Origin of the sequence: Nitrospira sp. T9, from assembly GCF_052156535.1 — a bacterium.
Lineage (GTDB): Bacteria > Nitrospirota > Nitrospiria > Nitrospirales > UBA8639 > Nitrospira_E.
In genome coordinates this window covers 189788-215004 of record NZ_JBQKUP010000034.1, presented here as the reverse complement: position 1 = coordinate 215004, position 25217 = coordinate 189788, and the positions used below count along the sequence as shown (strand labels likewise).

Here is a 25217-nt window from a genome sequence, read left to right as displayed (position 1 = left end):
TTTTTAACATCTGCTGCTTGTCGTTCCTGGATTATGACGACGGATCGCCGCCACGTGATTGGTTTTCAATGGCCTGGTCTTACTCCCTAGAGGCACTTTTGGTAGATACCGGTGCGTGATGAGCGGCTTGCCATAAAAATCCTGCAAGATTCGCCATCTGCCACAGGATCACCAAGCCGGTCATGCGGAGTGGCTTCTTTCCTGAAAGCGCGCGGCGGAATACCGAAGCATAGAACCGTGGATCAGGCTTCAAAAGACTAAGAGCACATCGTGCTCGCGTGCGATGAAACTGATAGGCACCACGCCCATAGGAAAAGTGTTGCCGACAGAATGCCGTCAAGGTGAGTTGGTGATAATGATGGACAATGGCCTTGGTAGTATACACAAGGGTGTGTCCTTGCCGTATCCACCGGTCACAAAATTCCCGATCTTCAGAAGTACGGAAGGATGAATCAAACCCTCCGATTTTGTGAAAATGTCTTGTAGCAACCGCCATATTGTTCGACGCGAAAAACCGGAGATCACTATCACAGCTGAGAAAAAATGCATAGGCCTCATCGACGATCATTTGGCTCACGGTCGAATAAATATTATCGAACAGCCCATTAACGGTCCGCCCGCCGACAAGCCCTGTTGGAACATCGTTGAATGATTGAGCAAGTTCCCTTAACCACTGTTGGTTTGGTACACAGTCATCGTCCGTAAAAGCCAGAATGTCTCCCCGTGCATGCTGCGCCCCCATATTGCGAGCTGAAGCCGGACCGGTATTGATTTGACGCAGACAGATAATACTCGGCAGATTGGACCCGCCATCCCTTAGCACTTCAACGGGCACCGGGCTTCCATCATCCACGATGATGATCTCGAACCGGTCGTGCGGATAGTCGAGCCGGGTGCAGGCCTGCAAGCAGGCAGCAAGTTGTTTCGGTCTATTGTAAGTCGGAATCACGATCGAAAATATAGGGGCAGACGTCTTCATGAGTGCGTGGTGGCATTGGAAATGAGGTCAACGATCTGGCTTACCGATCGTTCCATTGTCACCTCCTGAGTGATCAGTTTATGAGCCCGTTCGCTGATTGAAGCCCGCACCTCATCATGCGTCAGATAGTATCGAATCTTTTCAGGCATCTCCTCTATCGTGGCACTGATAAAATGCTGTCCAGGCACAAAAGGATCTGGGCGATAGATCGGTTCGGATACGACCAGCACCTTATTTGCCATCCCCAGGATCAAGCGGAGGTCGGGAAACTCTCCAGGTGTTCTGGACAGGTTGAGAAGGATTTTCGTTCGATTCAGCAATTCAGTCCTATCTTTCCCCCAGCAACCTTGATTGGCATAACTTCCTACTGCATGTATCCGAACTCCGTTCTTCCGCAGGCGGTGCAAGAGTCGATTCCGGCGGGGGACATCCTGGGCTCCAAGAAACAGCACGTCGATATCCCTGGGCAGATCCAAGTCCTGTCCACATGAAGGCTCGTATCCCAGTGGAATCCAATCGGCCACAACGCCTCGCTCAAATAGAAACTCCCTGCGTCCTAATGTAGCAGCCACGAGGATATCCGGAAGCCCATTCCTCACCCAACGACGCAACACAAGATAGTTCGTGTAAACATCCGTGGCTTCGGAACTACGAAGGATGAACTTTGCCGTTTCCCACCAGTTCAATCCCGGCCATGGCAAGCCAGCCGCGCTAGGAGGCGGGAGAGGTTCAGTGTGCCAAATTATGACCAGAGGCCTTTGCGCTCGATTCATGGTAGTGAGTTGCGCAAAGAGTCCAGGATACCAATTCGTATTTCCCCAGATCCAAACCACACTATCCGCTGCAAGGTCCAACGGCCCATCTTTGATCTGCCTTACGTGATGTCCGGACTTTTCGAGGATGGAAACCACTACACGTGGGGGAGTCCCGAATTTCGCAGCAAAGCCTCGATAGCAGAACGTGATTGCCAGCTTCTTGTCGACCGGTTGTTTCGAAGCAATCATCTGGATAATTCTCAGTTCGCAACGGTATGGCACGAGTTGAAGATCAGCAGGTGGCATGGATGTTCATTGAAACATCTCTTCTAAAAAAACCTAAGGATCATGAGAAAACACTCCTCACGCATGTAGTGTGGGTCTAGGACGTGTTCTCGGATGTTGTCAGAATTTCGAAATGAATGGGCTGGCAGAATGCGTGATCTGATTTAAGGGCAAACGCCAGGATTTCTTTGAAACAAGGCACCATAAAATTCATTAATATACTTGCAGTAGACAATGAACCACCTTGTTAAATTGACCAGGTCTTCGAACTTTAATCCCTCGCTATCGCTTGGCAACCGTCACCGCTTTTCCCGTGGCTGCGGACTCCATCGCGGCCAAAGCAACAGCCAAGGCACGTCGTCCATCTTCTAAACCGCATTCAATCCGACCACCCGCACGGACCGAGCCGATAAAATGTCGCCATTCTTCTATGTAAGACCGGCGCCATTCTCCGCCCTGCCGATTCGTGGCGATCGCCTCGGGAAATTCGTTGACAAATTTCCTCAAACCCCTGATTCGTGCTTGGATATTTCCCGAATTTTCGGATGTGGTGGAAGTTTGCAACCCATCAAAGCGATAAAAGTCAATCTCTAGCGATCCATCTCGTCCATAAATCTCCATACTGTTCGTTTGAGTTGCACATTCGGAGAATGTCGCCGAAGCAAGCGCGCCGCAACCCAAGCGAGCGGTAACCGTCGCCGATTCATCCTCCCAGGTTCCCGACCGACTGTGTGCACTGATTTCCTCCACCTCCTCATCTAATACATACTTCCAGAGATCGAAATGGTGCATCGCCATCTCAAGCAGAACCCCCCCGCCTGAGATTCGTCTTTTTCTCCACTCGGGGAGATCTTTATTGTAATTCGTCAACAGATTGCTTCGAACGACTTCAAGGGGCCCAACAGCACCGTGCTGAAACAAAGTCCTGGCCTGTCGGGTTAACCGATGCCAACGGGTGTTAAAGCCCAACATGATTTGAAGAGGTAACCCGGCAGCCCGATCGATGAGTCGATCACATTCCTCAAGGGTCAAGCTTAGAGGCTTTTCGATAAAGAGGTGCTTGCCAGCATCCAATGCTGCTAGAGCGATCTCAACATGGAACTGCACCGGGGCACAAATGGCGATCGCCTCAATTGTCGGGTTCTCAAGCAAGGCTCGAAAGTCAGGAACGCACTGTTCTACCGCGAGTTGGTGGGAGGCGCGGTGAAGTGCCTCTGGATTGGGATCGGCCAAAGCCACCACCTTTGCACCAGGCACAAATTGTAATGCCGGCAGGTGAAGCACCCTCGTGGCCCGCCCACAACCGACCATTCCTATTCTGACGGGCCGATTTTCATCGGATTTCATAAATCCTCCACACCGTTTTAAAACCCCAGAATTTCCAAACGATCCTGCTCTCGAATGTGTTTGAACCGATCAACCTCAAACCTGGCTACCTTGTCCAGGGCATTCCCTGTCCCTAACGCATAGCCAATCATTTGGCCCATTCCATCAATCACCAACCCAATTATCAAGGCAGGAAGACAGGACAGAAATCGAATCTTTAAGTCCTGAGAAGAGAGTCCCACCCAAATTCGCCACAGCCGGACAATTGGAATAAGAGGCCCCCCCAGAGCAAACATGATGCGCCATGACAGAGGCTTTTGCCGGGCTCTGGCTCCGGCGAAGAGACGGCCGTTATAGAACTGGGCTGGCACCCAGGAGGACCATAGAGAAAAATTTGTATGGGCAACGCTCGCGGTCGACTCCATATGCAATCGATGCCCCCTTTCACGAAGATCCCAGTGGAGGACCGTTTCCGCTTCCATCATGGCATCCAGTTGATCTCCATAGCCGAGCAAAATCTCTCGTTTGTAACTGGTATTGTGCCCTGGCAAAAACTCAGCCTCCCTGGAAGGAGCAGGTGTCAGCCAGGGACCGTAGCCAATGAACAGATCCGCCCAACTCACGGCAGTATTGGGATTGGCATTTCTGACGCCAGGGCCCACTGCAGCCCAGGGACCTTTATGCGCGGCAATGAGGTTCTCCGCCCATTGCGGATCAGGGAAACAATGGTCCTCAGCCAATGCCACAATCGGGGCTGCAGCCTGACGAATACCCGCGGCGTTTGCCTGGCCAATGGACTGAAATTTCTGGATCTCGACCACCTGATAACAGGCAAACTCGTCCAATTGATCCACCTCCAAGTCCAATAGTTCTTTCGAAGGCGCCACGACTACTAATTCCAATGACGAGCGGGCGGTTTGAGACCGAAGGTGCGAAACGGTTTTTCGGATGGTGCCGTACCCCGCTGGAGTTGCCAGAATCACGGAAAGGAGCGGGGTCTTGCCCTGGTCCCTATCACGTGCATGAACCTGTTGATCTTCCACTTTACTCACCTTTGCTTTTTCTTTTATGAACCTTCATAAGGAATGCCACACGCAACCGCTCTGAGCCCGAGTGATCTCTTTCGCCTTTCTACACGAGTATTACCAATAATGAGTTTGTTAAAAAATGCTGCCGTACCGGGCACGGCGCAGAGAGGCGGTAAATATCGCAGACCACCGACAAAGAACCGTATCCCCCTGGGACACTGTCTCATTCACACGCCATTCAAGCCAACCTCTTTGCAAAGTACGGTTGCGCCAAGACCCCCACAAGCGAGCCAGGGACCCAACCCCGAGCATGGAGTTCTACCCCGGCGGCAACGAGCTTATTGCTTAGCGACGGGTGGGCAGCGGTTCGCTGAATCTCCTCAAAGCGTTGTCGCGCGAACGGTTCGGCAATCTCCCGTGGTGGTACCTGCCGGAGCGTCGCCTCCTTCAGCAACCAGGCGACTCGATCGCCGAGATAACGTTCCATGGCCGAGAGGATCTTCTCCCTTTTCATCGACGCGAAGGCCATCGTACTACCGAGTATCCCGCCACAGTTGGCGACGAAATCGGGAAGGTACACCAGTCCTCGTTCAAATAGAATTTTCTCGGCTTCGGCCGTCACTGGGTTGTTGGCCCCGGGACAGATGAGACGCGCAAGCACACGAGGAGCGTTGTCAGCATGCAGGCTGAGATGGGTCGCACAAGGGCAGAGCAGATCCACGGGCAATTCAAACAATTCAGCACAGGGAATGCGTTCGGCATCTGCATAAAAATCCACCACACGGCTACCGTGCCGGTCGGCGAGCTGGTTGAGCTGTTTCACATTCAGTCCATGCGGGTTCGTAATCGCTCCCCTCTCGGTGGAGATTGCCACTACCTTGGCGTTGGCTTGGTCCAACAGGCCGGCCAAGGCACTCCCCACCTTGCCGAAGCCTTCAATGGCTACCGTACAGCGAGGGAGCGTCAAGCCTAAATGCTCCATCCCCCGTTTGGCACTGATGAACACGGTCGCGGCGGTGTACTGTCCCGATTGCGTATCGCGCAATTCCCGCCACTTGAGCTTCACTCCAACCGCATTGAGCATCGCGCGGATATCTGTGTCATTCGTACCCATATCAGGGCCGGGGATAAAGATGCGGTTAATTAGAAGCGGAGCAATCGCTCGCCCAAACGCTTCCAAGCGTTGCCGGCGTTCTGCGAGCGGGGCCTCAGGGTTGAAACGCACGCCTGCCTTCGCGCCGCCTTGCGGTTGCCTTAAGAAGCCGCACTTGAGCGTCATCGTACGGGCCAGATCACGCACTTCTGCTTCGCTCACATTGGTAGACATGCGAAGCCCCCCTCGCGAGATGCTACATACGGTCGAATCAACGACGACGTATCCCATGACTTCGGAACCTCGAGCGACCGTGCAGACGAGTTGGTTGTCATCCCTCAACTCTCGATGCACATCGACGCAGTCAATTCCCCTGAGTAAAGATGCCATCGGCAATCCCTTTCAAGACTTCAATACTCGAACAACCATGAAGTGGCCGGTGAGATGTCATGCGGGATATCTTGATAGGTGCTGAAACCTTGCTTACGCGAGAACCGTTTGGGCGTTTCTTGCCCGCTGCTTATGAGGTAAGTTCCAAACTTCATGTTCTGAAGAATCATCATAGATCAAAATTTGCTTTAAGAGGAATTTATCACTCGTTTGCAGCACCTACTAACCGAGCTATTGCCTGTGTACCAGGTACCCAATATCGCGGGACATAATTGTGGTCTAGAGCTTTTTTGCATTGAGGAATAACAGCTCCCAGTTCATTCGACACGCGTGGCTATCGAGATCATAGGCCAGGTGCTTTCGGATACCCTCTACTACCTGGACAGAGTCTGCTTTATCGATTCCGAACAACAGTTGAGAAAATCGTCCCATGGCCTGGGGAGAATCAAACTCCCAGTGAAAGGGGATCAACGAAGACTCCCTCATAGTAAATCCCCATCGTTCGATCTCACCTTGAGTTTCGGCGGAGATATAAGTCCCTTTGTGTCCCATTGTATTGTGTTCGTTGACAAAACCGTCCAAAAATTCGGAAATGGCCGACCCCGCTTGCACGTCGGCAATTGTAAGCGTCCCTCCCTTTCTTAACATTCGAGAAGCCTCTGAGAAGAACCGTTTCTTTTCATCGACATGGTGCAAGGCCGCGAGGCTGATAATTTTATCCACCGCCCCTATCTTGACAGGAATATCCTCCAGAGTTGAAAGCAACACGTGGGGCACGCCATTCGCTCTGCAGAGATCGGCAAACACCTCTGATGTTTCGATATGGCAAAGAGTCGTAGTCCGATCCACGAAGTGCCTTAAGTACCCTCCGCCGGAAGGAATATCACAAACGATATCTCCGTCTTTCATGTCGGCAATACGAACGATATGAAGGAATTCTTCTGCGCGAGCGCTCGGGTACAGGGTCATTGCTTGATGATATAGATGGCCTCGTTTTTTGAAAATTGCGCGATATTCCGAAAACATGCAATCACCTCGTATTTTTTTTGCCCGCCTCGGGATTCCCATGCGCTTTTGGCGATGGCGGCTGATTCCCGCCTAACGTCGGAAGAATCCGTTAAAAATCGCAGAATTCCGTCCCACCAACATAAGGTATCCCGCCTCTATCCTGTCCAGAAAGCGCATCCATCTCCTGTGAACCATCTCCGGTTGGCGTCGCCACAAAGAGTCGCTGCAGCCCTGCCATCCACAACGAGCGATGCATCATAGACGCTTGTTCCGCGTGGGCTTCGCCATCGAGCCTGATGGCGGTCAGCCCAGCCAGGTGACCGTGGTTTCTGAAGATCAACGGCACGTCGGCCAGGAAGTCGAGGACCTGCTCATTCGGTCGCTCCCACCGGACCAGGTAGTCATAGGGAGTCTGAGGTTCATCCATGAGCTGGACTCCCCACTTCTTCTTGAAACGAAGAAGTCCGTCATTGAGAATCGGCGGGGTGCCACCGAAGTCAATGCTTGCACATCCACCATCTTGGGCGCACTGGATTTCGAAAATGTAGAGTGCCGCAAGGGCATCCTGCTTCATCAGCGTGAGGTCTCCCCCAGCTGTGCCCAATGCCACTCCACGGAAGACGTTACCCTCCTGCTCAAACAGCGCAGCGGCAATGCGATGGTCGCCCCGCCGCAGCCAGATGAGCCCCCCACGACGAAACTTTCGACGGAGCTGATGCACGTTATGGATCACGGCAAACTCTCCGTGCCGCTTCTGGACGAAGGGAAGATACATTGATGAGTAAAACGCCTCGCAGTCGGCCTCCCCATGTGAGATCTCCATCGTGAAACCCTCACGCCGGAGCGTACCCAAATCTTCCTTTACGCTACGGCTGGCATGTGCAAGCTTGTCAAAATCGACCGGCAGCAAAAGTCGGCAGCCGATGCTTTCGGGAACCACAAGGAAACCGTCTTCAAAAAAAAGGCGGGCAGAGACACGATCGACGCGCGCGACAATAATGTCTGCATCGACAGCCATACGTCTTAGGAACGAAGGAAGGGCCCATATAGGCACGGCTCCAACGACCTCTCGCCGAGGCGCACATGCAAAGAAGCGACGCGGCAGGTAATCGGCCCAAGGTTGAAGCCCGGCCACTACGATGGTTCCCGATCGCTCGGAATGTCTGGTTGGCCCTCTCAGAATTGCGACAGGTATGCGAAGCGCAACCCATGGCAAGACCCATGGGGCACATCTCTTAGCTGCATCGTCCAAGCCGGCTGGAGCATGCTCATAGAGCCACCATGCCCAGCCGTTGAAGCGGGGGAAATTTTGGTTAGTCATGCCCATTTCCAACTCCCAGAGACTCTTTACTCAGATGACCGACCTCAGGAAAATAAGGGCGACGTTACCGGCCAATATTTCGTTCCTGTTCTATAAACCAAAAATGATGCCCGCTGCATTTATTTGGATTTTCAACCATAAAACATGTAGGGCATCTCGGTTATTGGTAATGGGTGGATGACCGGAGCAACTCATCCTTTCGTCAATCGTTTCAGATGTCTCCGCTTCCTGACGCTCGATACGGCTCCAAAATGAACCCTTCGTTCTCATCGATATGGTACAACGCAGCAAGACTGAAACCGTTCACAGAGATCAGTAAACACCTCGGACGTTTCGATATGAATGAGAGTCGCCGCTCGATTGAAATAGATCCTCACGTAATCATCACCCGAGAAGGCCTCGCAGACAACCCCTCCGTCCTTCATGTCGGCCTATGCGGACATCATGCCCAGGCTCTTCAATACGTGCCTGTCGAGACATCGGCATCGCTTGATGATTGAGAGGTCCGCGTTTCTTGAAAATTTCATGATAGGTTGCAGGCAAAAGTCACCTGGTTTTCCATATCCACTGCACTATCGCCATGAAAATTAGCAGTCGTCATTGGCTACAGGAGGAACCATTTTTTGATCCGGCCACGCAAATGCGTCATACGCCGATCGAATATGGGAACGATATACTCGAAATTTCCCGTTTGCCTCTCTCGGGATTGTGTCCACCAACACGACCTGGAACTGCACGTCCGATCCCAGCAACGCCATCACCGGTTGAACCAACGCTGCCATCTCCTGGGTGGAGGGCGCGTGAAACGGGACGACTTTCATCACGATGAATTCCAATCGTTCCTGGGTCACCTGAAACTCTCGAATCCAGGAGATCTTTCTGACCCCCAACTCATAAGGATGGACAACCCTGTTGCCGGGAAGCACGAAGTAATCGATCATACGTCCCTGGATCGATCGAATCGTCGAAAACGGTTGTCCGCATCGACAGGTTTGGCTTCCCTTTGTGACGACATCGCCAAGCTGGTATCGGATCAACGGCATCGCAAACGAATGCAAGTCGGTTCCAACAAGCTCTCCTCTTTCTCCTTCACCCGCCGGGGCCCCATCCCGCAGCACTTCGATAATTAAGCCATCGTCACATGAGTGATACTCCCCGGTTGTTGGGCATTCCCAGGCCAGAAGATAAAATTCGATACTTCCATACGTTTCAAAGACTGGCGCGGAAAACCCGTCCTGAATCTGTTGGCGCATGAGTGGCGTCAGGACTTCTCCACCGGGATTCACAAAGTTGAGTCGAAGGGACCGTAGTGCGTCGCGATTCACAGTCTGCGCGATCCTGGCCAACACGCCGGGATACCCCCCCCACGACCGTAGGTTTGAACTTCTGTAGAGCCTGGACAATGTCCTCGGGTGGCTGCAGGGCATCAATGACTTTTCGCCGGGCCATTCCAAGGGTGTCCAGGATACGCTTGGCCAGTTGGTTCTGTCGTTGGATATTCCAGTTCCCCATCACATAACAAATCTTGTCGCTCGCACGGAGGCCCAACGCATGGAGCGCACGCCATCGAAAGGCCCCATGAAGGCGTTCCTCCAGCCAAGTGCGGCGCACAATAAATGGTCGCCCGGAGGACCCGCTGGAAGCGCGGGTGATCAAAGACCCCGGGTCCACATTCCGGGCAATGATTTCATCGACCGGCAAGGCTTGCAAATCACTCCTGGAGGTGATGGGCACGGCCCCCAGGTCGTCGACCGTTTGGATATCCTGGGGTTTCAATCCATGTCGATCAAAGAGCCCACGGTAATAGGGCACATGGCGATAGGCATGTGCGACCAACCGGCAAACTCGTTCGTTTTGAAAGGCCACAAGCTGTTCCCGTCCGACATCCGGATGGCGAAGCATGGAATAGAGCGTGGACACAGGATTGGGAGCCAACACACCCGTGCAACTCACGACGGACGGCACCCTTGGACAAATAGGTCATCCCATAATTGAATATTAAGGACACCGATTAAATCTCTTCCAAAATTCGCCCTACTGTTTTGATGTTGCTGAAGCATGTGTCGAACATAAGGAGGATTGAAATACCCTTTGGTGTGAACCCTTTTTTCGGACAGAGCGTCTGCGACAAATTCCGGCAAACGACCTTGCCATGGCCAGAATGGAGCGGAAAGCCCGCGTTTCTTTCTATTCAGAATTTCCGCGGGTAAGACACCCTCCAGTGCCCGTCGGAGAATATGCTTTTCCTGAAGCCCTCGCATTTTCAAGTCGGATGGAATCTGGCTGCATAATTCGACAAATTCATGATCGAGGAATGGCACGCGTGCCTCCAGGCCATAAGCCATGGAGGCGGCATCCAGGGTTCTCGTAATGAAGTCCGAAAGACGTACATTGATATCCAAATACTGTAATTGAGCAAAACGACTCCATCCTTCAAAATCCTTCGGAAGAGAGAAAGGCGGTTCTGAATCGGTGAAAGAACTATGGATGTTGCTAAGGTGATCGGAAAAAAGATCATCGTAACTTCGGTGGGAGGCATTATCGATGATCTGGGTGTATCGAGACCGGTCCATCGCGGCGTGGGCGGCGAATGCCCGGCTAGATCGAGAATATTTTTTCCTCAGGAACGGGATGTTTGCGATGACTTGACGGACACTGAGTGGAAGATTGATGAATGGTTCAAGCAACCGCTCAACCCGGTACCAGGGGTAGCCCCCGAATATTTCATCCGAGCCCTCCCCGGTCAAGACGACTTTCACCTGCTGCGCCGCCATCCTGGCGAGCAACATATGGGGGATGCCTCCCGATGAGATATTGGGGTCTTCACGATGCCAAATCATTTCCGGCAACAGGTCAAAATGGGCGGTGCTGCAGGTGGTGATGTGATTGCGGAGGTTGTAGCCCGAGAAATCTGTGAGAATCCTATTCGGACCTATCTCATTAAACAACGGATCTTCAAACGCCGCAGAAAAAGTGTGGAAAGGATCCGGGATTTCTCGGCTCATCAATCCCGCCATAGCGCTTGAATCGATTCCACTGCTCAAATAACAACCTAATGGCACATCGCTTCGGAGGTGGAGGCGAACGGACTCTTCCAGTTTTTCCCGCACCGCCTCGGTCCATTCCTGAGCGCTTCGTCGAAAGCCTTCCTCTCCCATTGATGGAAAGGAGAGATCCCAATAACGCTGAATCGTGATCTTCCCGTTTTCATGGAGAAGATAATGCGCGGGTGGGAGCCGCCGGATTGAACGCAAAAGGGTCTTCGGCGCTTGAACAAATCCGACCGCAAATAACTCCTTCATGGCACCAACATCAACCTCACGGTCAATACACCCGCTTGCAAGGATGAACTTCAACTCCGATCCAAAAAACAGAGCACCGGGTTTGATGGCATAGCTGAGGGGTTTGATACCGAACCGATCTCTGGCCAACATGAGACGGCGATGCCGGGAATCCCAGATAGCGAAGCCGAACATGCCTCTCAGAAAATCCACACAACGCACCCCATAATCCTCGTACAAATGGACAAGGACTTCGACATCCGAATGTGTCCTGAAACGATGACCGGCAACCTTGAGATCTTGACGCAATTCCTTGTAGTTATAAATCTCACCATTGCATACAACGGTAACGGAGTGATCCTCGTTGGAAATGGGCTGATCGCCGGTTTCCAAGTCAATGATGCTCAGTCGACGGAAGCCGAGACCGATACCCGGTTCAACAAAGTACCCATCCCCATCCGGTCCACGATGGGACATCGTGTTAGTCATATGATGCAGCATATCCCGATCGACCGGCCTCTTAGGATCGGAATACACCACGCCGCACAATCCGCACATAGGTACTCCTACTCTTGTGTGTCGCGTATCTCTTCCAACACTCGGTAAAAATATGTTTGGTCGGGGTCCTCGTTGATGGCTTTCAAATCAACGACTGAATACAGCGCATTCCTATAGTCAGAAACAATCGACTAGCCAGAGAATGTTTCGAACTTTGTATCTCGCCACAACAGGTACTCTTACGGATCATCGGCGCAAAGTGGGGGAATGTTGATAGGGCCCTTGATGTCTCCTCAAGCATCATGAAAGGGTCGATGAGAATTGAACGTTGCTCCGGTTACGCTTAACAAGAACTCCCTCATCTATCATCGGTTGGCGACCGGATTCAGTCAGGAGGTAGAGCCGATGCAGCCCTTCAATCCAGAGAGATCGGCGACTCTGTGATTCGTCAGCATGGATTGCAGACAAGCGTCCTCCGTCCCGAAAGATAAGACCTGTGTGAGAGAAGAAATCCTTCACTACGCCGTTGACGCTCTTCCAACGGATCAACAGATCAAAATACGAATTAGGATTATCAAATACAGCATTTCCCCATTTGCGTTTATAGCGAAGCAATCCGTCATGCAGGGAAGACCGAGCGGCTCTAAAATTTACCTCAGCAAACCCCAACTGGCGGGCATGCTGGATGCTGTAATAGTAGAGCGCGGCCATAATTCCTCTTTTTTTCAGCGGGAGTTCTCCCGAAGCCATGCCTATGGCCAAAAGGTTTAATGTGTCCTGTTTTCGCTCATAGAGAACACCGGCAAATGGCTGATTGTCTCCCATAACCCAGAGGATTCCCCCTTTTCGGATCAACCGACGTAATTCCTGCCGGCCTTTGATGATGGCCATGGCTCCATGACGGTCTCTCGAGAAAGGGACGTACATGGAATTATAGAACTCGTCAAATCGTTCCTCCCCTTCAGTGACCAATGGCTGCAACTGATATTTGCGAACCAGACGCATGTCCTCGCGGATACTTCGATTACTACGCACCAACTCATCGAGGTCCCCAGGAACGGCGAGCCGCATGTCAATCCATTCAGGAACCGCGAGATAGTCTTTTCCGAAGAATGTTTCCGCTGACAATCGATCTGCACGAACGATAGTCAGATCCGCTGCTTCACGCCGGCGATCTAGCAGAGCCGGCAGGTCCGGTAACGACACCTTTCCTACCAGCTCACGTTGGGGCTCCCCAATGAAAAACCTGTTCGGCAAATAAGAAACCCAGGGATCATGGCCCGCCACCAATAGTGTCCCGATTTGCCCGGATGGAAGGGTGGGCCCCCGCAGCAACACAACCGGGATCCCTTGTAATCCCAGACACGCCCACGCGTAAAAACCATATCGCGGAACCAAGGCTTGTGCCTTGCCGGAAAGGCGGGAGATGACCCACTCTATCATGATGTTTTTTAAATGATTCATCCTATCCGTGCCCACTGTTTTTGTTTCGACTGGCCGCAACCACATTCGCAAGGTTCAACCACCCTCTGTCGTGGTTTCCCCAAAACCATGGTAATGTCGCGCTTCAAGACGCCGTTCCCGTGGTGTCCCTGAGAGAACCCTCATTGAGATTGACCCCCGAGAAGATTGCATGGGTCTTGCCAGTGCCATCTGCCGGCCACGGCTGAACAATCCTAATCGATAGATCAATCTCACCAAGGAGCTTGCGGAGATGATCCCGTACAGTCAGGTGGACATGCGAACAGGGGTCTACGTCCTCGATCCCTGGATGGCCGACAAGGGCGTGGCAGGTGAGCTCGAGCCGAAACTTCCTTAGGCTTTCCTGGTACAGGCGGTACTCTCCGAGGCGGAGCGTTCCCGCGAGGTGATCAAGTATCTTTCGGGTCGTAAGGAGACGCCCCTCTCCGAGTAAAATTGAGGCTCGTTCGCGCCCTTCAATTGAACCCATCAAAGGCAGATGCCGACCGCAGGAACATCCACCTGATCCAGCTATGGCCAGATCAGCCGTGTTGTACCGTATGAGTGGCATGGTCCGGGCGCGCAAATCTGTCACCACGATTGTCCCTAATTCGCCCGGATGGGCCGGTATCCCACCCCGCAATACTTCAACAAAATGTGTATCCGCATTTACATGGAACGACCCACGCTGCTCGCATTGCCAGGCGATATACCCGACCTCGGTCTGGCCATACAGCCCGACCGGTTCACGGCCGAAGACTCGCGTGACCAATTGACGGGTTTCGGCATCCACCAACTCTCCTGCACAAAACACCACACGTGGCCGTTTAAGTGCGGCCTGAGCCGCTTCGCTCGCTCGTGCAATGCGGCGAAGGGCTGTCGCCGTGCCAACCACCACATCAGCCTTTGTCTCCAACAATTGCGCCAACTGGTCCTCGATGGATCGTTCCGTCGAGATCCACGTCTTCCGAGAAATACCGAAGCGCTGCAGTACGTGCGAGGGACCCGGCTTTATCTGAAATTGCGCCGTGTTATGACGCCAACGAAATCCGTGTTCAAACCATATCCGCAGTCCCACGGCTCTTCGCACCCGTTCCTCGAGCGGCCGTTTCCAAATCCGTAATGCTGCACCTGATGAGCCGCTGGTCTCAAGATAGGTGCAGGATGAGGGGTCCACTCCCCGCGCCAGCAACTCACCTCCTTTTGCCGATTCTCGCACCAGGGGAGCGGTGATGATTGGAATTCGATCCAGATCTTGAATGCCTCGAATGGCTTGGACATCTACACCCGCTTCGTCCCAAACACGACGGTAAAAGGGGACGTTGCTGTAGGCATGGATGATAGCGTCGCGGAACAAATGATCTTGCAACGATCGGAGATTTGCGGGAGAGCGTGTGACGTTCGACCTCAGATCCATCAGACACTTCCATGTTCGCAGAATTTCCATCTAGAGCCCTTCTCTTCCGGAGACAGGATGCGGCTCAATTGCAGTCCCGACCTTCGAGATGATCATCCTGGTCTTCTCTCCCGGGGCTAATGTGATCGCTTCGACTTGCTCAACGCGCAAATGGATTTCGCCGGGCAAGACCGCTTGAAGATCCGATTTTATCCTCGGAAGAAGACCTTGAGCGGAATTGGTCACAACGAGTTGGAGGTGGACTTCGTTTATCTCCTCTTGCAAAATTCTCCACTGGCGTAACTCGTCATAGCGCCCCAGGACCTCGTGAAAAAATGGCCAGAAGATTCGTCTTCCGTCTTGCAAAGCGACTGAATCTACCCTGCGTCCATAGATTTGTCTGAGAAGAGGAAGAGTGCGCCCACAAGGACATAGTGTGGTCTCAACCTCAGCCAGATCTCCTGTTTCATAGCGAATCATCGGCATGGTCCACATGCCTAGTGCTGTGGTAATTATTGGGCCAGGCTCCCCTGAATCCGCAGGAACCTCCACAATGTGGCTATCAGCGCTTACGTGAAATCCAGAACGACGCTCGCACTCCCACGCGAAATTCGAAAGCTCAACCAACCCGTACACATCGACAGGATCCCTTCCGAGCGCACCCCGAACCAGTTGGCGAGTGGCCGGCGAGAGGGTTTCACTATCGGAGACGATGAGTCGGGGCGAGGGCAGATTGAGCCCCAGCGTTTTGACAGTGTCCGCCAAGGCATGCAGCGTACCCGCCCCGGCAACGATCACGTCCGGCCGCGTCTCAACTATACGTTGTGCCCAGAACTCTGGTGTGTCCAGAATCGAGCACCACTCTTTAGGAGCGATACCAAGACGTTGGACGAAAAACTGCCGACCAAAAGTCATGCGAATTTCAAGCGTTCGGTCAGTCCAGCGGAAACCATGTTCGAAAAGAATGCGCCAGGCAACCACACGCTGCCACTGCTGATCCAAGGCTCCAAGAAAAATACGCAACGGAGTTCCTGTCGAACCGCTCGTTTCAACAACTCCACATCGGTGTGGATCAATCCCCTGTACAACTACTTCTTCCGGACTTGCCTGCTTGAGACGATCCTTTTGAAGGATAGGGATTTTGTCTATATCATCCAACGAACGGAATTCATCAGGGTGGTACCCTGCGTCCTTGTAAAGCCCTCGATAGAGCGGAACGTTTTGATAAGCATGCATGAGGAGGTTCCGAAGTTGCTCCTCTTGTAGTTGCCGTAGATCCTCAAACCTCCAGCGACTGGAAGCCAGGGCTTGGCGAATCAATCGAACAGTTTTCCATCCGTTCAACAACATCATTCCATCCAGTGCTGCGTGTCTTTTCTGATATCCTTTTGGATTTAACAAAATGTGTGGGCCATAAGCATACCCGGCTGCCCAGCTACATTCGCCCAGACTTCGCAACTTCCAAGCATCCTATTGAAACAATCTTTCATTTTCCTAGGCCCACCGTGTGCTGGCTCTATCTTTTTTCAGCTCTTACAGCAATAAAATGCCCGGTCAGATACCGCGTAGGCCAGCGCGACATGTTTTCGAATACCTGTATCCATCGCAAAAACCGTTGCTGTACTGAATTGTTGGCGAAGGAGCACAAGATTTTGGCAGCGAGCACGGCAAAAATCCGGGGGCAATGGAGCACCGCTGTGACATCCATCACGTCGAAGCCAATTTCCCGCAGCCATTTCTGTAGCCGCCAGGGACCGCAGGTGGCACCAACATAGTAAGGAAGGATACCCAACCGGTTTAATAGTTTGAACGGAAGAACGTTACGGGCCGCAATAATCGGATTGGCAGGATTATCCAATGTCAAAATTAGCTGACCGTCCTTGCGAAGGACCCGGTGCAATTCCCGCAGACTCACGATGATCTCATCTGAGGTTTGAAAATGGTCCAGAGTCGAATTCGACACCACCACATCGAACAACTCGTTCCCAAAAGGGAGATTGCGGACATCCGCACAGGTTCCAGGAATTCTCACATCCCCACGACAGGTCAATTGCACGTTCTGGAATGACAGGTCCATTCCAACAACGGTGTGAACGCGTGATTGCAGGAATTGAACGAGGCCCTCTCCCACCGCCTCGTCAAACGTATCAGTCTTTAGCAACCGAGGGGCTGGCTGTTCGGGAAGCCAACGGAGGAGAAGGGATTGATTAACCACATCACTATGTTTTCTCCAGAGCCGATCCGGGCGTGTCTTTTTCCATTCGTCCGCAATGGACTCCCAGTAGCTCGTCTCCTCAGGAATCACAATCTAACCCCCCATCCAAACAATGCGAGACTTGACCGTTTAGATCCTGCCCGCCTACTAAGGCTCTAAACAGAGAGGTAATCGCTCTATTCGAAATTGCTGCGTGGATGCCGCATGCAATCGGGCTTCTGCCGAACTCTGGCTCCGGCAAATAGGCGGCCGTTGTAAAACTGGCCGTGAATCCACGACGACCAAAGCAAAAAATTGCCATGGGCGACACTCGTCTTGAATTCCATCTTGTTGACTTCCCACTATGGTCATCTCTACATTTTCCCTCTCATAAATTTGGACCAAAATGATTTACTACCCCGTTCGATTCCTGACCATTTCCCAAAAATATCCGCTTGCATTTGCCACTTGTGTAATCAACAACAGAAAGGAAATGGGCATGGCACGCTTTAAGGAGATGTATGTGAACGGATACCTGAACATGTTCAGATAGAACGAGAGTGGTTCGACTCTGACCGGCCCTCCACCACGTGCGGCTCTCATTCGGTGAAAGAAAAACGCTCCTCGTCCATAGTTGAAATGCTGTTGCCAAATGGTACCTAAGCCAAGTGAATGAGCATGGGACACCAAGGCCTCTGGTAGGTACCGCAAGCGTCGACCCTGTGAGATCCATCGGTCGCATAGCTCACGATCTTCCGCGGCAGCCTGACGGTATTGGGCATCAAAGCCGCCGCTTTCCAAAAACCTCTTTCGAGGAAAGGCCAGGTTGTTGGAAGCAAAAAACTTTGTCCCCTTCAAGTCTTGATTGAAATACTCATACAAGTAATCAAGAAGTAGCTGACTAGTAGCCGAATAGAGATTGTCGGTGAGTTTATTGACGGTCCTTCCCCCAACCCCGCAATCCGGCGTATCACGAAAGGCATCGGCAAGAGCATGTAGCCAGCTTGAGGATGGTGAGCAATCATCATCTGTGAAGGCCAGAAAATCGCCTTGGGCATCGGCGGCTCCCCGGTTGCGGGCTACGCCGGGACCTGAATTAGGTTGCGAAATGAGTTTGATGGCCAAAGGTCCTGAAAATGATTTCACGATGGAATCCAATGAGGTGTGGCTTCCATCGTCAACAACAATCACCTCGAAGCGCTCACGAGGATACGTGAGCCCGTTTATGGAGTGTAGGCACAAGGCAAGCTGTTTGGGTCGGTTATAGGTCGGGATGACAATGGAAAAAAATGGGGGAGGTGAGTTCATCGGCCGGCATCACACTCTTTTTTGACGAGGAGCCACATCCGCCTTTACCTCAAAAGATGTCTGTCTTTTATGAAAGGCACGAACTGGTTGTTTCCCTCTTCTGTCTTTCACTTTTATCCTTTTCTTTGTCTGTCTACACCGACTCTGCCCATTTTCGCATTGCTTCGGGAGAGATCATGGTCGAATACATCCCCAACATTTCAGCGGTATGGGCGAGACAGGACGCTCCAAACAGAACCGGAAGGATAAGCACCTGTCGAAGGGGATGAACACCAAGCAACCGACTGACTCTGAACCATCGCGGGAAATCCAACGCCATGTGCCACATCATCGTCATCACTGGTTCGAGAATTCTCATTTTAGCGATCCATTGATTGGGGTATTTTTTGTCCAAACGTCGCAGCATGTAGACTTCGTATCCGTAACGGAAATGAAGGCACTTCAGCCAATACCCCCAGGCAAAATAGTGCGTCACACGTTGTCCAGGTTGAAGGACAAGGTTTTTCCCTGTATCTAGAAACGACCTTGCAAGAAGCGGGGCGCCGCAGAGTCTGCCGAACTCGGAATTGTACTGATGTTGGTGGAATGTCTCGGCGCGGACTCCGAAATTGTGATCCATGAACCCCACAGGCCTAGGAAGGTTTCGAGAAGGATCGATTTCTTTTCCTACAACCCACCCCCATGTGATTGAGGCCGCTGCCAATCGAGTAGCACGATTCCATTTCCAGCTGTCCATGCTTTTGAACACACTCAAACCAATCGACACATCACCCCCGCCATGAATCCCCTCCACAAGCGATGAGAGCCAACTCCTGTGAGGATAGACGTCTGAATCCGTAAAAGCCAAAATGTCCGAGGAGGCAAATTGTGCGCCTCGATTCTTCAGTTGTAAATAGGTTAACCCTTCAGCCTCCACTGCCTGTAATCCCCAGAAGGGCGTGCCAGAGACGTACCGTTCCTTCCATTCCTTCACCTGTGAGGGATTCCCCATAAGAATTACCTCGACCTGATCGATGGGAAAGTCCTGTTCCCGTAAGGCCTCCAAGGTGTTAATGGCTTTGCCGAGATCACGGGTCTCGTTGTAGCCTTCCACAATCACTGAGACAACCGGTTTATTTAACTGTTTCTGAGTCACTTCATCTCCATTCGGTGAATCATGGGATTTACAAAGGAATAACCCTCGAAGGCCTGGCAACCAATTGTTCATAGATCCCGACCAATTCATCAACCTGACGAGCTAAGCTAAATCGAGACATCGCCACGCGCTGTGCTGTCTCTCCCATCGTTTCCGCCAGCCTTCGGTTCTGTAACAGAACCAATAATTTTTCGGCCAAGGCTTCTGAATTATCAGGGGGAATCAAAAAACCCGTGCATCCCTGCTCCACAATCTCCGCCAGTCCTCCGGTGGCGCTTGCCACCACCGCCGTTCCCCGCATCATGGCTTCAGCAGCTACCAGCCCAAATGGCTCAGCCCACCGGGATGGGACCACTTGCACCCAGGCTTCTCTCGCACGTGTTTCCAATTCGTTCCTTGTTAAATGACCAGGCATGGATACCGCATTTCCAAGTCCAAGCCCTTGAACGAGGGTTGTCAAAGCTTCCTCCTCCCTACCGCTTCCTGCAATAAGGAGTTTGGCATTGGGAATCTGGTTGAGTACAGATTGAAAAGCACGAAGAAGGATATCGACCCCCTTTTCCCTGGTCAGACGACCGGCGTAGACCACTGTGGGATCTCTGGCAAGGGCAGCCTTCGGTCCTTGCACCGGGACACCATTCCAAATAACTTCGACGGGTTGTATTCCCTCGGCCACCAAGGCCGCCTTAGTGGTTTCACTGTTGGCAATGATGCGTCCAAACACCCCTCTCCATCGCCGCCAAAGGCACATCTGAATCATCAAGGGCAGCCAGTCTCGCAACGGCAAACATTGGTTCTGATAGCATGGGACGCCCGACGACACCCGACAAGGTTGCCCATTTGGCAAAGTCTTGGTTCCTACCGGACATACCGGCCGGTACCAGACGACGTGACAGAGACTTGGTACCAATTCCAGGAGCGGCAGAATCAATGGAGACAGTTGAGTCAGAAACATCCTGACATGCACGACATCCGGCCGAAATTCTCGCAACACCTGTCGGAGCGCTCGGTAGGCCCACACATTGGCCGTTTGAAGCAGAGTGCGATATCGGGAGGTGGTCCCAAAACATTGATAGTCAGCTTCGTATTCCTCCCCGCAGCCTTTCGCTCCCACTTCTTCAGCCGTTGTTGTCATCAACCGTGCATCATGCCCTCGCCTTCGTAATTCGTCGCGAAGGGCAAATGAAAGGACCTCGGCCCCTCCCATGGGTATCCCATAATCATTCAGCAACAAAATACGCATCCAAACTCGACCTCACTTGTTAGATGCGTGTTTAGATGAGGCCCTGTTCCCGATACCACTGTAGGGTCTCACGGATACCCTGTTCGATCGGGATTTTCGGTTCAAACCCCAATTCCCGTTTAGCTTTTTCAAGTGACAGGACCTTGTCTGAGATAAACAATTCATAATCATTGGCACGCGGAAGTGTGCCCCCGAACAATCGATATGAAAGACAACTCAACCCATGGAACACCCGATACGGGAAGTCGGGAAGTCGCATGGATGAAGTAGAGACCCTCAGTTCTTTGGCAATTAATTCCACAAATTCATCTATCCTGGTTGCGGATTTTCCCGCCAGCAAATAGCATTGTCCTTCAATATTGGGTGCCTCGCCGCAACGGCGGAGGCCATCCACAATATCTAAAACGTGGCCCGTATGGGTATGATTGCGACCGGATCCGATGATGCGAAACTTGCCGGTGCCGATCGCCTGAAATAACGGAACCCAGCTCATCGACCCTCTCCCCAGCAGTCCAGGAAATCGGGCAATAACCACGGGAAACTGGTGGTCTCTATGGGCGGTGAGGACGAGTGCCTCTCCTGCTACCTTTGCTTCCTGATAGGGAGAGTCCGGGTTGACCGGACTCGCTTCATCCACCGGAGCCTTGGAGATCATTCCATACACGCCTGCGGTGCTCGAGTACACCATTCTGGAGACTCCGGCTTTCAAAGCTGCACGCACCACGTGCCTGGTTCCCTCACAATTCACTTCCATCGCTTCTTTTCGGGAAGGTTTTTGTCTGGAAGTCAGAGCGGCTAAATGGTAGACCTGATTACATCCCTGCAGGGCCCGTTCAACCGAGGTGGGATCGACAAGGTCACCCCTCGCAACTTCCACTCCAAGTCGTTCCAAAACAGAGGTGTCCTTGGTTGGACGAACAAATCCCCGCACGGCATGGCCATCTCTCAACAAACTCTCTGCGAGATAACTTCCGACAAAACCCGCCGCTCCGGTGATCAGAACTTTCATTGATTTCTCCTGCACCTTTGTGGGATGTCCACCATACCCCTGGCATTATTAATTGAAGTCAGACTTATCCTCCCCGGATCCCCACTACCTTGTTATAAATGAAACCAACGGCCCAACCTAGAACCCCACCGGTCAGGGCCCCGTAAAAAAGCCCTACCAGACTCCCTTTCCACGTGACTGAATACCCGATGAAAAAGTTGGAAAGTAACTGAAGATGGGAGCCAACCTTTGGCCCCCCTTCGAGAAGAAGCCAAACCGTCATAATAAAAAGGCCTAATCCACCCATCAGGCCACAAACCACTGCCAACACCCCTCCCTGAATTTTGGCCACAACCCGGCTAAGTTCTTCATCACCCTTGGAATCCGTTCCCATATTTTCCCTCCAGGACCCTGCCTCTTGGTAATAGCTAATCTAGAAGATTGCGACGACGATTCACTTCCTCCCGCCATCGGATAAATTTCGCATAGGCCTTCATGCTCCAGTTTCGGAGTGAGGCTCCTGAGTATCCTATGGCAAATCCCCCGACTCCTCCCTCTAGGAAACCTATCAGTGAACCACCCCACGTCACTTGAAAACCAAATAGGAAATTCCCAAGCAGAGACAAGTTGGGCCCCACTACCGGTCCTCCTTTGAGGACTAAAATCACCGTCCCAATCAAGATGAGGAGACCACTGATGGTACCGACAGCCACACCCATTGCGACGGGATCCAGCTTGGCAAACACGATCTCGATTAACTCTTCCTCATTTTCTTTGGGGAGTTCATCTCCGCTCACTTGAACCCGCACAGGCACCATTCGATCGCCGCCATTGCCGGGAGTCGTACGGTTTTCCTCATGGTAGGCTTTTTCGGTATTCACCGCCCATACATCATGCTGGGATTCACCCATGATATTTCTCGCGGCATACACCCCCGTCACCATGGAATGATCCTGATTGTTATAGCGATGCAGACCATTTCGTCCAATGGTCTGAAGATTTGAAAATGTTTCCAGATATTGTCGAATCGTCTGGACGTAATCCTGATAGTGATGATCGTATACCGGATAGGCTTTTTCCATACGAACCACGGTCCCGTCTTCAACTTCGCGAGGATTAATGAGCCCGAGTTGGGCGCATTCCCGTGTGCCGAATTCAATCAACCGCTCGTTCGACCATGTCCACTCATCGTCTTTGTCCCAGAGGAAATACTCAAGGCCCAGCGAAGTTCGTGAGGGATCCGGCACCATATACGGGCTCCAATTTTTATAATTCTGTATTCGTCCCATTTTAACTTCAGGTGAATGGATATAGATCCAGTTATCAGGGAATACGTCTTCGCGGTTAACCACCAGGACCACGGTTAAATAATCCCGATACCGCAGGCCAAGCGCGGCCTCTACAACCTTCTCGGGGGGTTGAGGATCCATGGCCTCGATTAACTCGCGCAAAGGCATGGTGGACACAAAATCGCTGCCTTCAAATTCCAAATGCTCCCCTGATGAGGCTCGTGCGGAAACACAATCTACACGCCCATGGCGATGTCTGATACGCTCGACTTTCATGCCTTTTAATGTCTGAGATCCAAAACCAGCCACCAATTCCTCGCACCGTTCCCACATCATTCCCGGACCTAAGCGAGGATAATGAAACTGCTCAATGAGCGAGGTCACGATTTCACCCTTCTTCCCACCCCTTTGACCAAATAGGGCATTTCGAACCGCTTCTTTCAACGAGAGATTTTTGATTCGTTGCGCGGCCCAATCGGCTGATATCTCAGTACAGGAAATCCCCCAGACTTTTTCCGTGTAGGTTTTAAAGAATATCTGGTACAGGCGATATCCAAAACGATTAATCACCCATTGCTCAAAATTTTCCTCCTGTCCATTAGGAAACACCTTCACCTTGGCATAACTGAAACAGACCAGAAGAGCCTCCACGACCCCCAGTCCGGCCAAGGCATTAGTGGCCTTAAGCGGATAGTCGAAAAAATGTTGGTTGTAATGGATTCGGCTTATACGAGGTCGAAGGAGAAAATTGTCACCGAGAATTTCATTCCACAACTCTGTCACCATCGGCATTTTCGAAAAAAATCGGTGTCCACCGATATCAAAACGAAAGTCTCGATAGTTGACCGTTTGTGATATGCCTCCGACCTGTTTCCCGGCCTCAAGGATAAGAGAGGAAGAGCTGTTTTTCCCAAGTTCATAGGCCGCCGTAAGGCCTGCAGGACCGGCGCCAATTACCACTACAGGATGAGATGCCACTACTGCCTCCCTGACGTTCTATTGATATCGAAGGATTCAGGGACAAGAGCCGGCATTGTCGACTCCTTCCGGTTTCCCCCATACAAAACATGGCGTGCCAGGCCTATGGCAAACGCCAAACCACTATACAAATAATACAGCCAATGCCAGGGAATACTCTGCAGGGCAAACCGGTACCCACGTTTTTTCTGAAAGAATCGATAGAGGGGTGCATTAATGATCACCAGCGAAACCATGATCAAGGCCGCCACCGCCAGCAATGGACCCCACCAGATCGCTCCCAGCAAGGCTCCCACGAGCCCATACGTCAACACGACACAAAGGCGCTCGGAATGCCGGATATTTAAGTCATTGGTGAACCTGCGATCCCGAAGAATTAATTCTGTCCAAGGGATTGCGCGGTAAAAAAAATCTGCTTTGAGCATGGAACAGATATCCCATCGTTTCAAATGTTTCACATGGATATCTTTACACAACTGAATCTGGTGACCGGTCTTTTTCAATCGATAGCCCAATTCAATGTCTTCAATAGAAGGACGACGATACGTTTCATCAAACCCGCCTATTTCCAGGAAAATATCACGGCGGATGGCCCCGCAAGCACCCCAAAACGTCGAAGCCTCCCTTTGGGCTTTTTGATGGACGTAGTGGTGAAAGAGATTTTTGTATTGGGACAAGAAATTTGGTTCGCCAGGAGTGTCATCGTACGACCCGATCAACGCAGTGAGGTCGGGATTATTGTGAAACGTTTCTGCCACCCGTCCCAGGGTATCGGGATGCACACACACATCGGCATCGACAAAGAAGAGGTATTCGCCTTTGGCCTGAAGTGCCCCAATGTTTCGGGGGTATGCCGGTCCTCCTGAAGTAATAGGAAGTCGAATGACCTGAGCACCAAATTGTTTCGCCACTTGCCAGGATCCATCGGATTCACCATCGGCAACAACGATTATTTCCATTGGAGGCGGCTGTAAAGCAGCCAGGCTTATCAGGCATCGACGAAAGGCCTCACCCCCGTTGTACACAGGGACAACAATAGAAATAGTTATTTCCGAGGAAGATCTCAACGAATCACTGACTTTCTGCTCTTTGTCATTTCGAAAAATTTCGTTCATCCATTAAGCCTATTTGCCCTGACAAACGAACCTGTCTCCGGGAAAGCACCTCACAGACACTTAAGTGCGAAAATGGGGCAAATACCCTGAAGATTCAGGAATGGCAGGGTTAACCGAGCCAAAATGAAAGGGGCGTTGATGGTCAA

Annotated in this window: 21 protein-coding genes; all 21 read right to left on the bottom strand. The window is 51.9% G+C overall.

From position 1 onward, the window contains the following. Positions 1–79: 79 nt before the first annotated feature. The 21 genes from ACTRXD_RS09585 to ACTRXD_RS09485 all read right to left on the bottom strand — a co-directional run bounded on the left by ACTRXD_RS09585 (position 80) and on the right by ACTRXD_RS09485 (position 25071). Positions 80–979 carry a glycosyltransferase gene (locus ACTRXD_RS09585; RefSeq protein ID WP_442431586.1) on the bottom strand — a complete coding sequence of 300 codons (900 nt, stop codon included), beginning with the start codon at positions 977–979 and terminating at the stop codon, positions 80–82. Further along, the gene (locus tag ACTRXD_RS09580) at positions 976–2040 is read right to left on the bottom strand and encodes a glycosyltransferase (RefSeq protein ID WP_442431585.1); all 1065 of its coding nucleotides are present in this window, start codon (positions 2038–2040) and stop codon (positions 976–978) included. The genes ACTRXD_RS09585 and ACTRXD_RS09580 overlap by 4 nt, the downstream gene beginning before the upstream one ends. A 261-nt stretch (positions 2041–2301) precedes the next feature. Next, entirely contained in the window at positions 2302–3366 is a 1065-nt protein-coding gene (locus ACTRXD_RS09575) for a Gfo/Idh/MocA family oxidoreductase (RefSeq protein WP_442431584.1), read from the bottom strand. Positions 3367–3383: 17 nt separating this feature from the next. After that, complete coding sequence (locus ACTRXD_RS09570; protein WP_442431583.1) at positions 3384–4397, bottom strand: glycosyltransferase; 1014 nt, start codon at positions 4395–4397, stop codon at positions 3384–3386. Between the two features lie 214 nt (positions 4398–4611). After that, positions 4612–5856, bottom strand: a complete 1245-nt coding sequence (locus ACTRXD_RS09565) for a Glu/Leu/Phe/Val family dehydrogenase (RefSeq protein WP_442431582.1) — start codon at positions 5854–5856, stop codon at positions 4612–4614. 279 nt (positions 5857–6135) lie between these two features. After that, positions 6136–6882 (bottom strand): class I SAM-dependent methyltransferase, encoded by a 747-nt coding sequence (locus tag ACTRXD_RS09560; protein WP_442431581.1) that lies wholly within the window; start codon positions 6880–6882, stop codon positions 6136–6138. A gap of 91 nt (positions 6883–6973) precedes the next feature. Further along, positions 6974–8185: a hypothetical protein gene (locus ACTRXD_RS09555; RefSeq protein ID WP_442431580.1), complete on the bottom strand. Its 1212-nt coding sequence runs from the start codon at positions 8183–8185 to the stop codon at positions 6974–6976. Positions 8186–8772: 587 nt separating this feature from the next. After that, positions 8773–9438, bottom strand: coding sequence for a hypothetical protein (locus tag ACTRXD_RS09550; RefSeq protein ID WP_442431579.1), 666 nt, complete (start codon positions 9436–9438; stop codon positions 8773–8775). After that, complete coding sequence (locus ACTRXD_RS09545; RefSeq protein ID WP_442431578.1) at positions 9395–10138, bottom strand: hypothetical protein; 744 nt, start codon at positions 10136–10138, stop codon at positions 9395–9397. The genes ACTRXD_RS09550 and ACTRXD_RS09545 overlap by 44 nt, the downstream gene beginning before the upstream one ends. Continuing rightward, on the bottom strand, positions 10135–12024 hold the full coding sequence (asnB, locus tag ACTRXD_RS09540; protein ID WP_442431577.1) for an asparagine synthase (glutamine-hydrolyzing): 1890 nt from the start codon (positions 12022–12024) through the stop codon (positions 10135–10137). Before asnB ends, ACTRXD_RS09545 begins: the two co-directional genes overlap by 4 nt. Positions 12025–12264: 240 nt before the next feature. Beyond that, positions 12265–13428 carry a hypothetical protein gene (locus ACTRXD_RS09535; protein ID WP_442431576.1) on the bottom strand — a complete coding sequence of 388 codons (1164 nt, stop codon included), beginning with the start codon at positions 13426–13428 and terminating at the stop codon, positions 12265–12267. Between the two features lie 103 nt (positions 13429–13531). Beyond that, entirely contained in the window at positions 13532–14842 is a 1311-nt protein-coding gene (locus tag ACTRXD_RS09530) for a phenylacetate--CoA ligase family protein (RefSeq protein ID WP_442431575.1), read from the bottom strand. Positions 14843–14872: 30 nt separating this feature from the next. Continuing rightward, positions 14873–16165: a phenylacetate--CoA ligase family protein gene (locus tag ACTRXD_RS09525; protein WP_442431574.1), complete on the bottom strand. Its 1293-nt coding sequence runs from the start codon at positions 16163–16165 to the stop codon at positions 14873–14875. Positions 16166–16337: 172 nt separating this feature from the next. Then, positions 16338–17126, bottom strand: coding sequence for a methyltransferase domain-containing protein (locus tag ACTRXD_RS09520; RefSeq protein ID WP_442431573.1), 789 nt, complete (start codon positions 17124–17126; stop codon positions 16338–16340). Positions 17127–17429: 303 nt separating this feature from the next. After that, positions 17430–18323: a glycosyltransferase gene (locus tag ACTRXD_RS09515; RefSeq protein ID WP_442431572.1), complete on the bottom strand. Its 894-nt coding sequence runs from the start codon at positions 18321–18323 to the stop codon at positions 17430–17432. Positions 18324–18456: 133 nt separating this feature from the next. Further along, on the bottom strand, positions 18457–19458 hold the full coding sequence (locus ACTRXD_RS09510) for a glycosyltransferase family 2 protein (RefSeq protein ID WP_442431571.1): 1002 nt from the start codon (positions 19456–19458) through the stop codon (positions 18457–18459). A gap of 28 nt (positions 19459–19486) precedes the next feature. Continuing rightward, the gene (locus ACTRXD_RS09505; protein ID WP_442431570.1) at positions 19487–20701 is read right to left on the bottom strand and encodes a glycosyltransferase family 4 protein; all 1215 of its coding nucleotides are present in this window, start codon (positions 20699–20701) and stop codon (positions 19487–19489) included. Positions 20702–20732: 31 nt separating this feature from the next. Beyond that, positions 20733–21710 carry an NAD-dependent epimerase/dehydratase family protein gene (locus ACTRXD_RS09500; RefSeq protein WP_442431569.1) on the bottom strand — a complete coding sequence of 326 codons (978 nt, stop codon included), beginning with the start codon at positions 21708–21710 and terminating at the stop codon, positions 20733–20735. A gap of 64 nt (positions 21711–21774) precedes the next feature. Then, complete coding sequence (locus ACTRXD_RS09495) at positions 21775–22083, bottom strand: hypothetical protein (RefSeq protein ID WP_442431568.1); 309 nt, start codon at positions 22081–22083, stop codon at positions 21775–21777. A gap of 34 nt (positions 22084–22117) precedes the next feature. After that, the gene (locus ACTRXD_RS09490) at positions 22118–23956 is read right to left on the bottom strand and encodes an NAD(P)/FAD-dependent oxidoreductase (protein WP_442431567.1); all 1839 of its coding nucleotides are present in this window, start codon (positions 23954–23956) and stop codon (positions 22118–22120) included. Further along, the gene (locus tag ACTRXD_RS09485; protein WP_442431566.1) at positions 23956–25071 is read right to left on the bottom strand and encodes a glycosyltransferase; all 1116 of its coding nucleotides are present in this window, start codon (positions 25069–25071) and stop codon (positions 23956–23958) included. Before ACTRXD_RS09485 ends, ACTRXD_RS09490 begins: the two co-directional genes overlap by 1 nt. Positions 25072–25217: the final 146 nt, after the last annotated feature.

Bases quoted from the DNA above. Each gene is read 5' to 3' on its own strand.
- ACTRXD_RS09530 (WP_442431575.1), bottom strand. From the start codon at position 14,842: ATGGATCTGAGGTCGAACGTCACACGCTCTCCCGCAAATCTCCGATCG.
- ACTRXD_RS09565 (WP_442431582.1), bottom strand. From the start codon at position 5,856: ATGGCATCTTTACTCAGGGGAATTGACTGCGTCGATGTGCATCGAGAG.
- ACTRXD_RS09485 (WP_442431566.1), bottom strand. From the start codon at position 25,071: ATGAACGAAATTTTTCGAAATGACAAAGAGCAGAAAGTCAGTGATTCG.
- ACTRXD_RS09585 (WP_442431586.1), bottom strand. From the start codon at position 979: ATGAAGACGTCTGCCCCTATATTTTCGATCGTGATTCCGACTTACAAT.
- ACTRXD_RS09495 (WP_442431568.1), bottom strand. From the start codon at position 22,083: ATGGGAACGGATTCCAAGGGTGATGAAGAACTTAGCCGGGTTGTGGCC.
- ACTRXD_RS09575 (WP_442431584.1), bottom strand. From the start codon at position 3,366: ATGAAATCCGATGAAAATCGGCCCGTCAGAATAGGAATGGTCGGTTGT.
- ACTRXD_RS09500 (WP_442431569.1), bottom strand. From the start codon at position 21,710: ATGAAAGTTCTGATCACCGGAGCGGCGGGTTTTGTCGGAAGTTATCTC.
- ACTRXD_RS09505 (WP_442431570.1), bottom strand. From the start codon at position 20,701: ATGCGTATTTTGTTGCTGAATGATTATGGGATACCCATGGGAGGGGCC.
- ACTRXD_RS09535 (WP_442431576.1), bottom strand. From the start codon at position 13,428: ATGAATCATTTAAAAAACATCATGATAGAGTGGGTCATCTCCCGCCTT.
- asnB (WP_442431577.1), bottom strand. From the start codon at position 12,024: ATGTGCGGATTGTGCGGCGTGGTGTATTCCGATCCTAAGAGGCCGGTC.
- ACTRXD_RS09560 (WP_442431581.1), bottom strand. From the start codon at position 6,882: ATGTTTTCGGAATATCGCGCAATTTTCAAAAAACGAGGCCATCTATAT.
- ACTRXD_RS09550 (WP_442431579.1), bottom strand. From the start codon at position 9,438: ATGCGCCAACAGATTCAGGACGGGTTTTCCGCGCCAGTCTTTGAAACG.
- ACTRXD_RS09555 (WP_442431580.1), bottom strand. From the start codon at position 8,185: ATGACTAACCAAAATTTCCCCCGCTTCAACGGCTGGGCATGGTGGCTC.
- ACTRXD_RS09580 (WP_442431585.1), bottom strand. From the start codon at position 2,040: ATGCCACCTGCTGATCTTCAACTCGTGCCATACCGTTGCGAACTGAGA.
- ACTRXD_RS09515 (WP_442431572.1), bottom strand. From the start codon at position 18,323: ATGAACTCACCTCCCCCATTTTTTTCCATTGTCATCCCGACCTATAAC.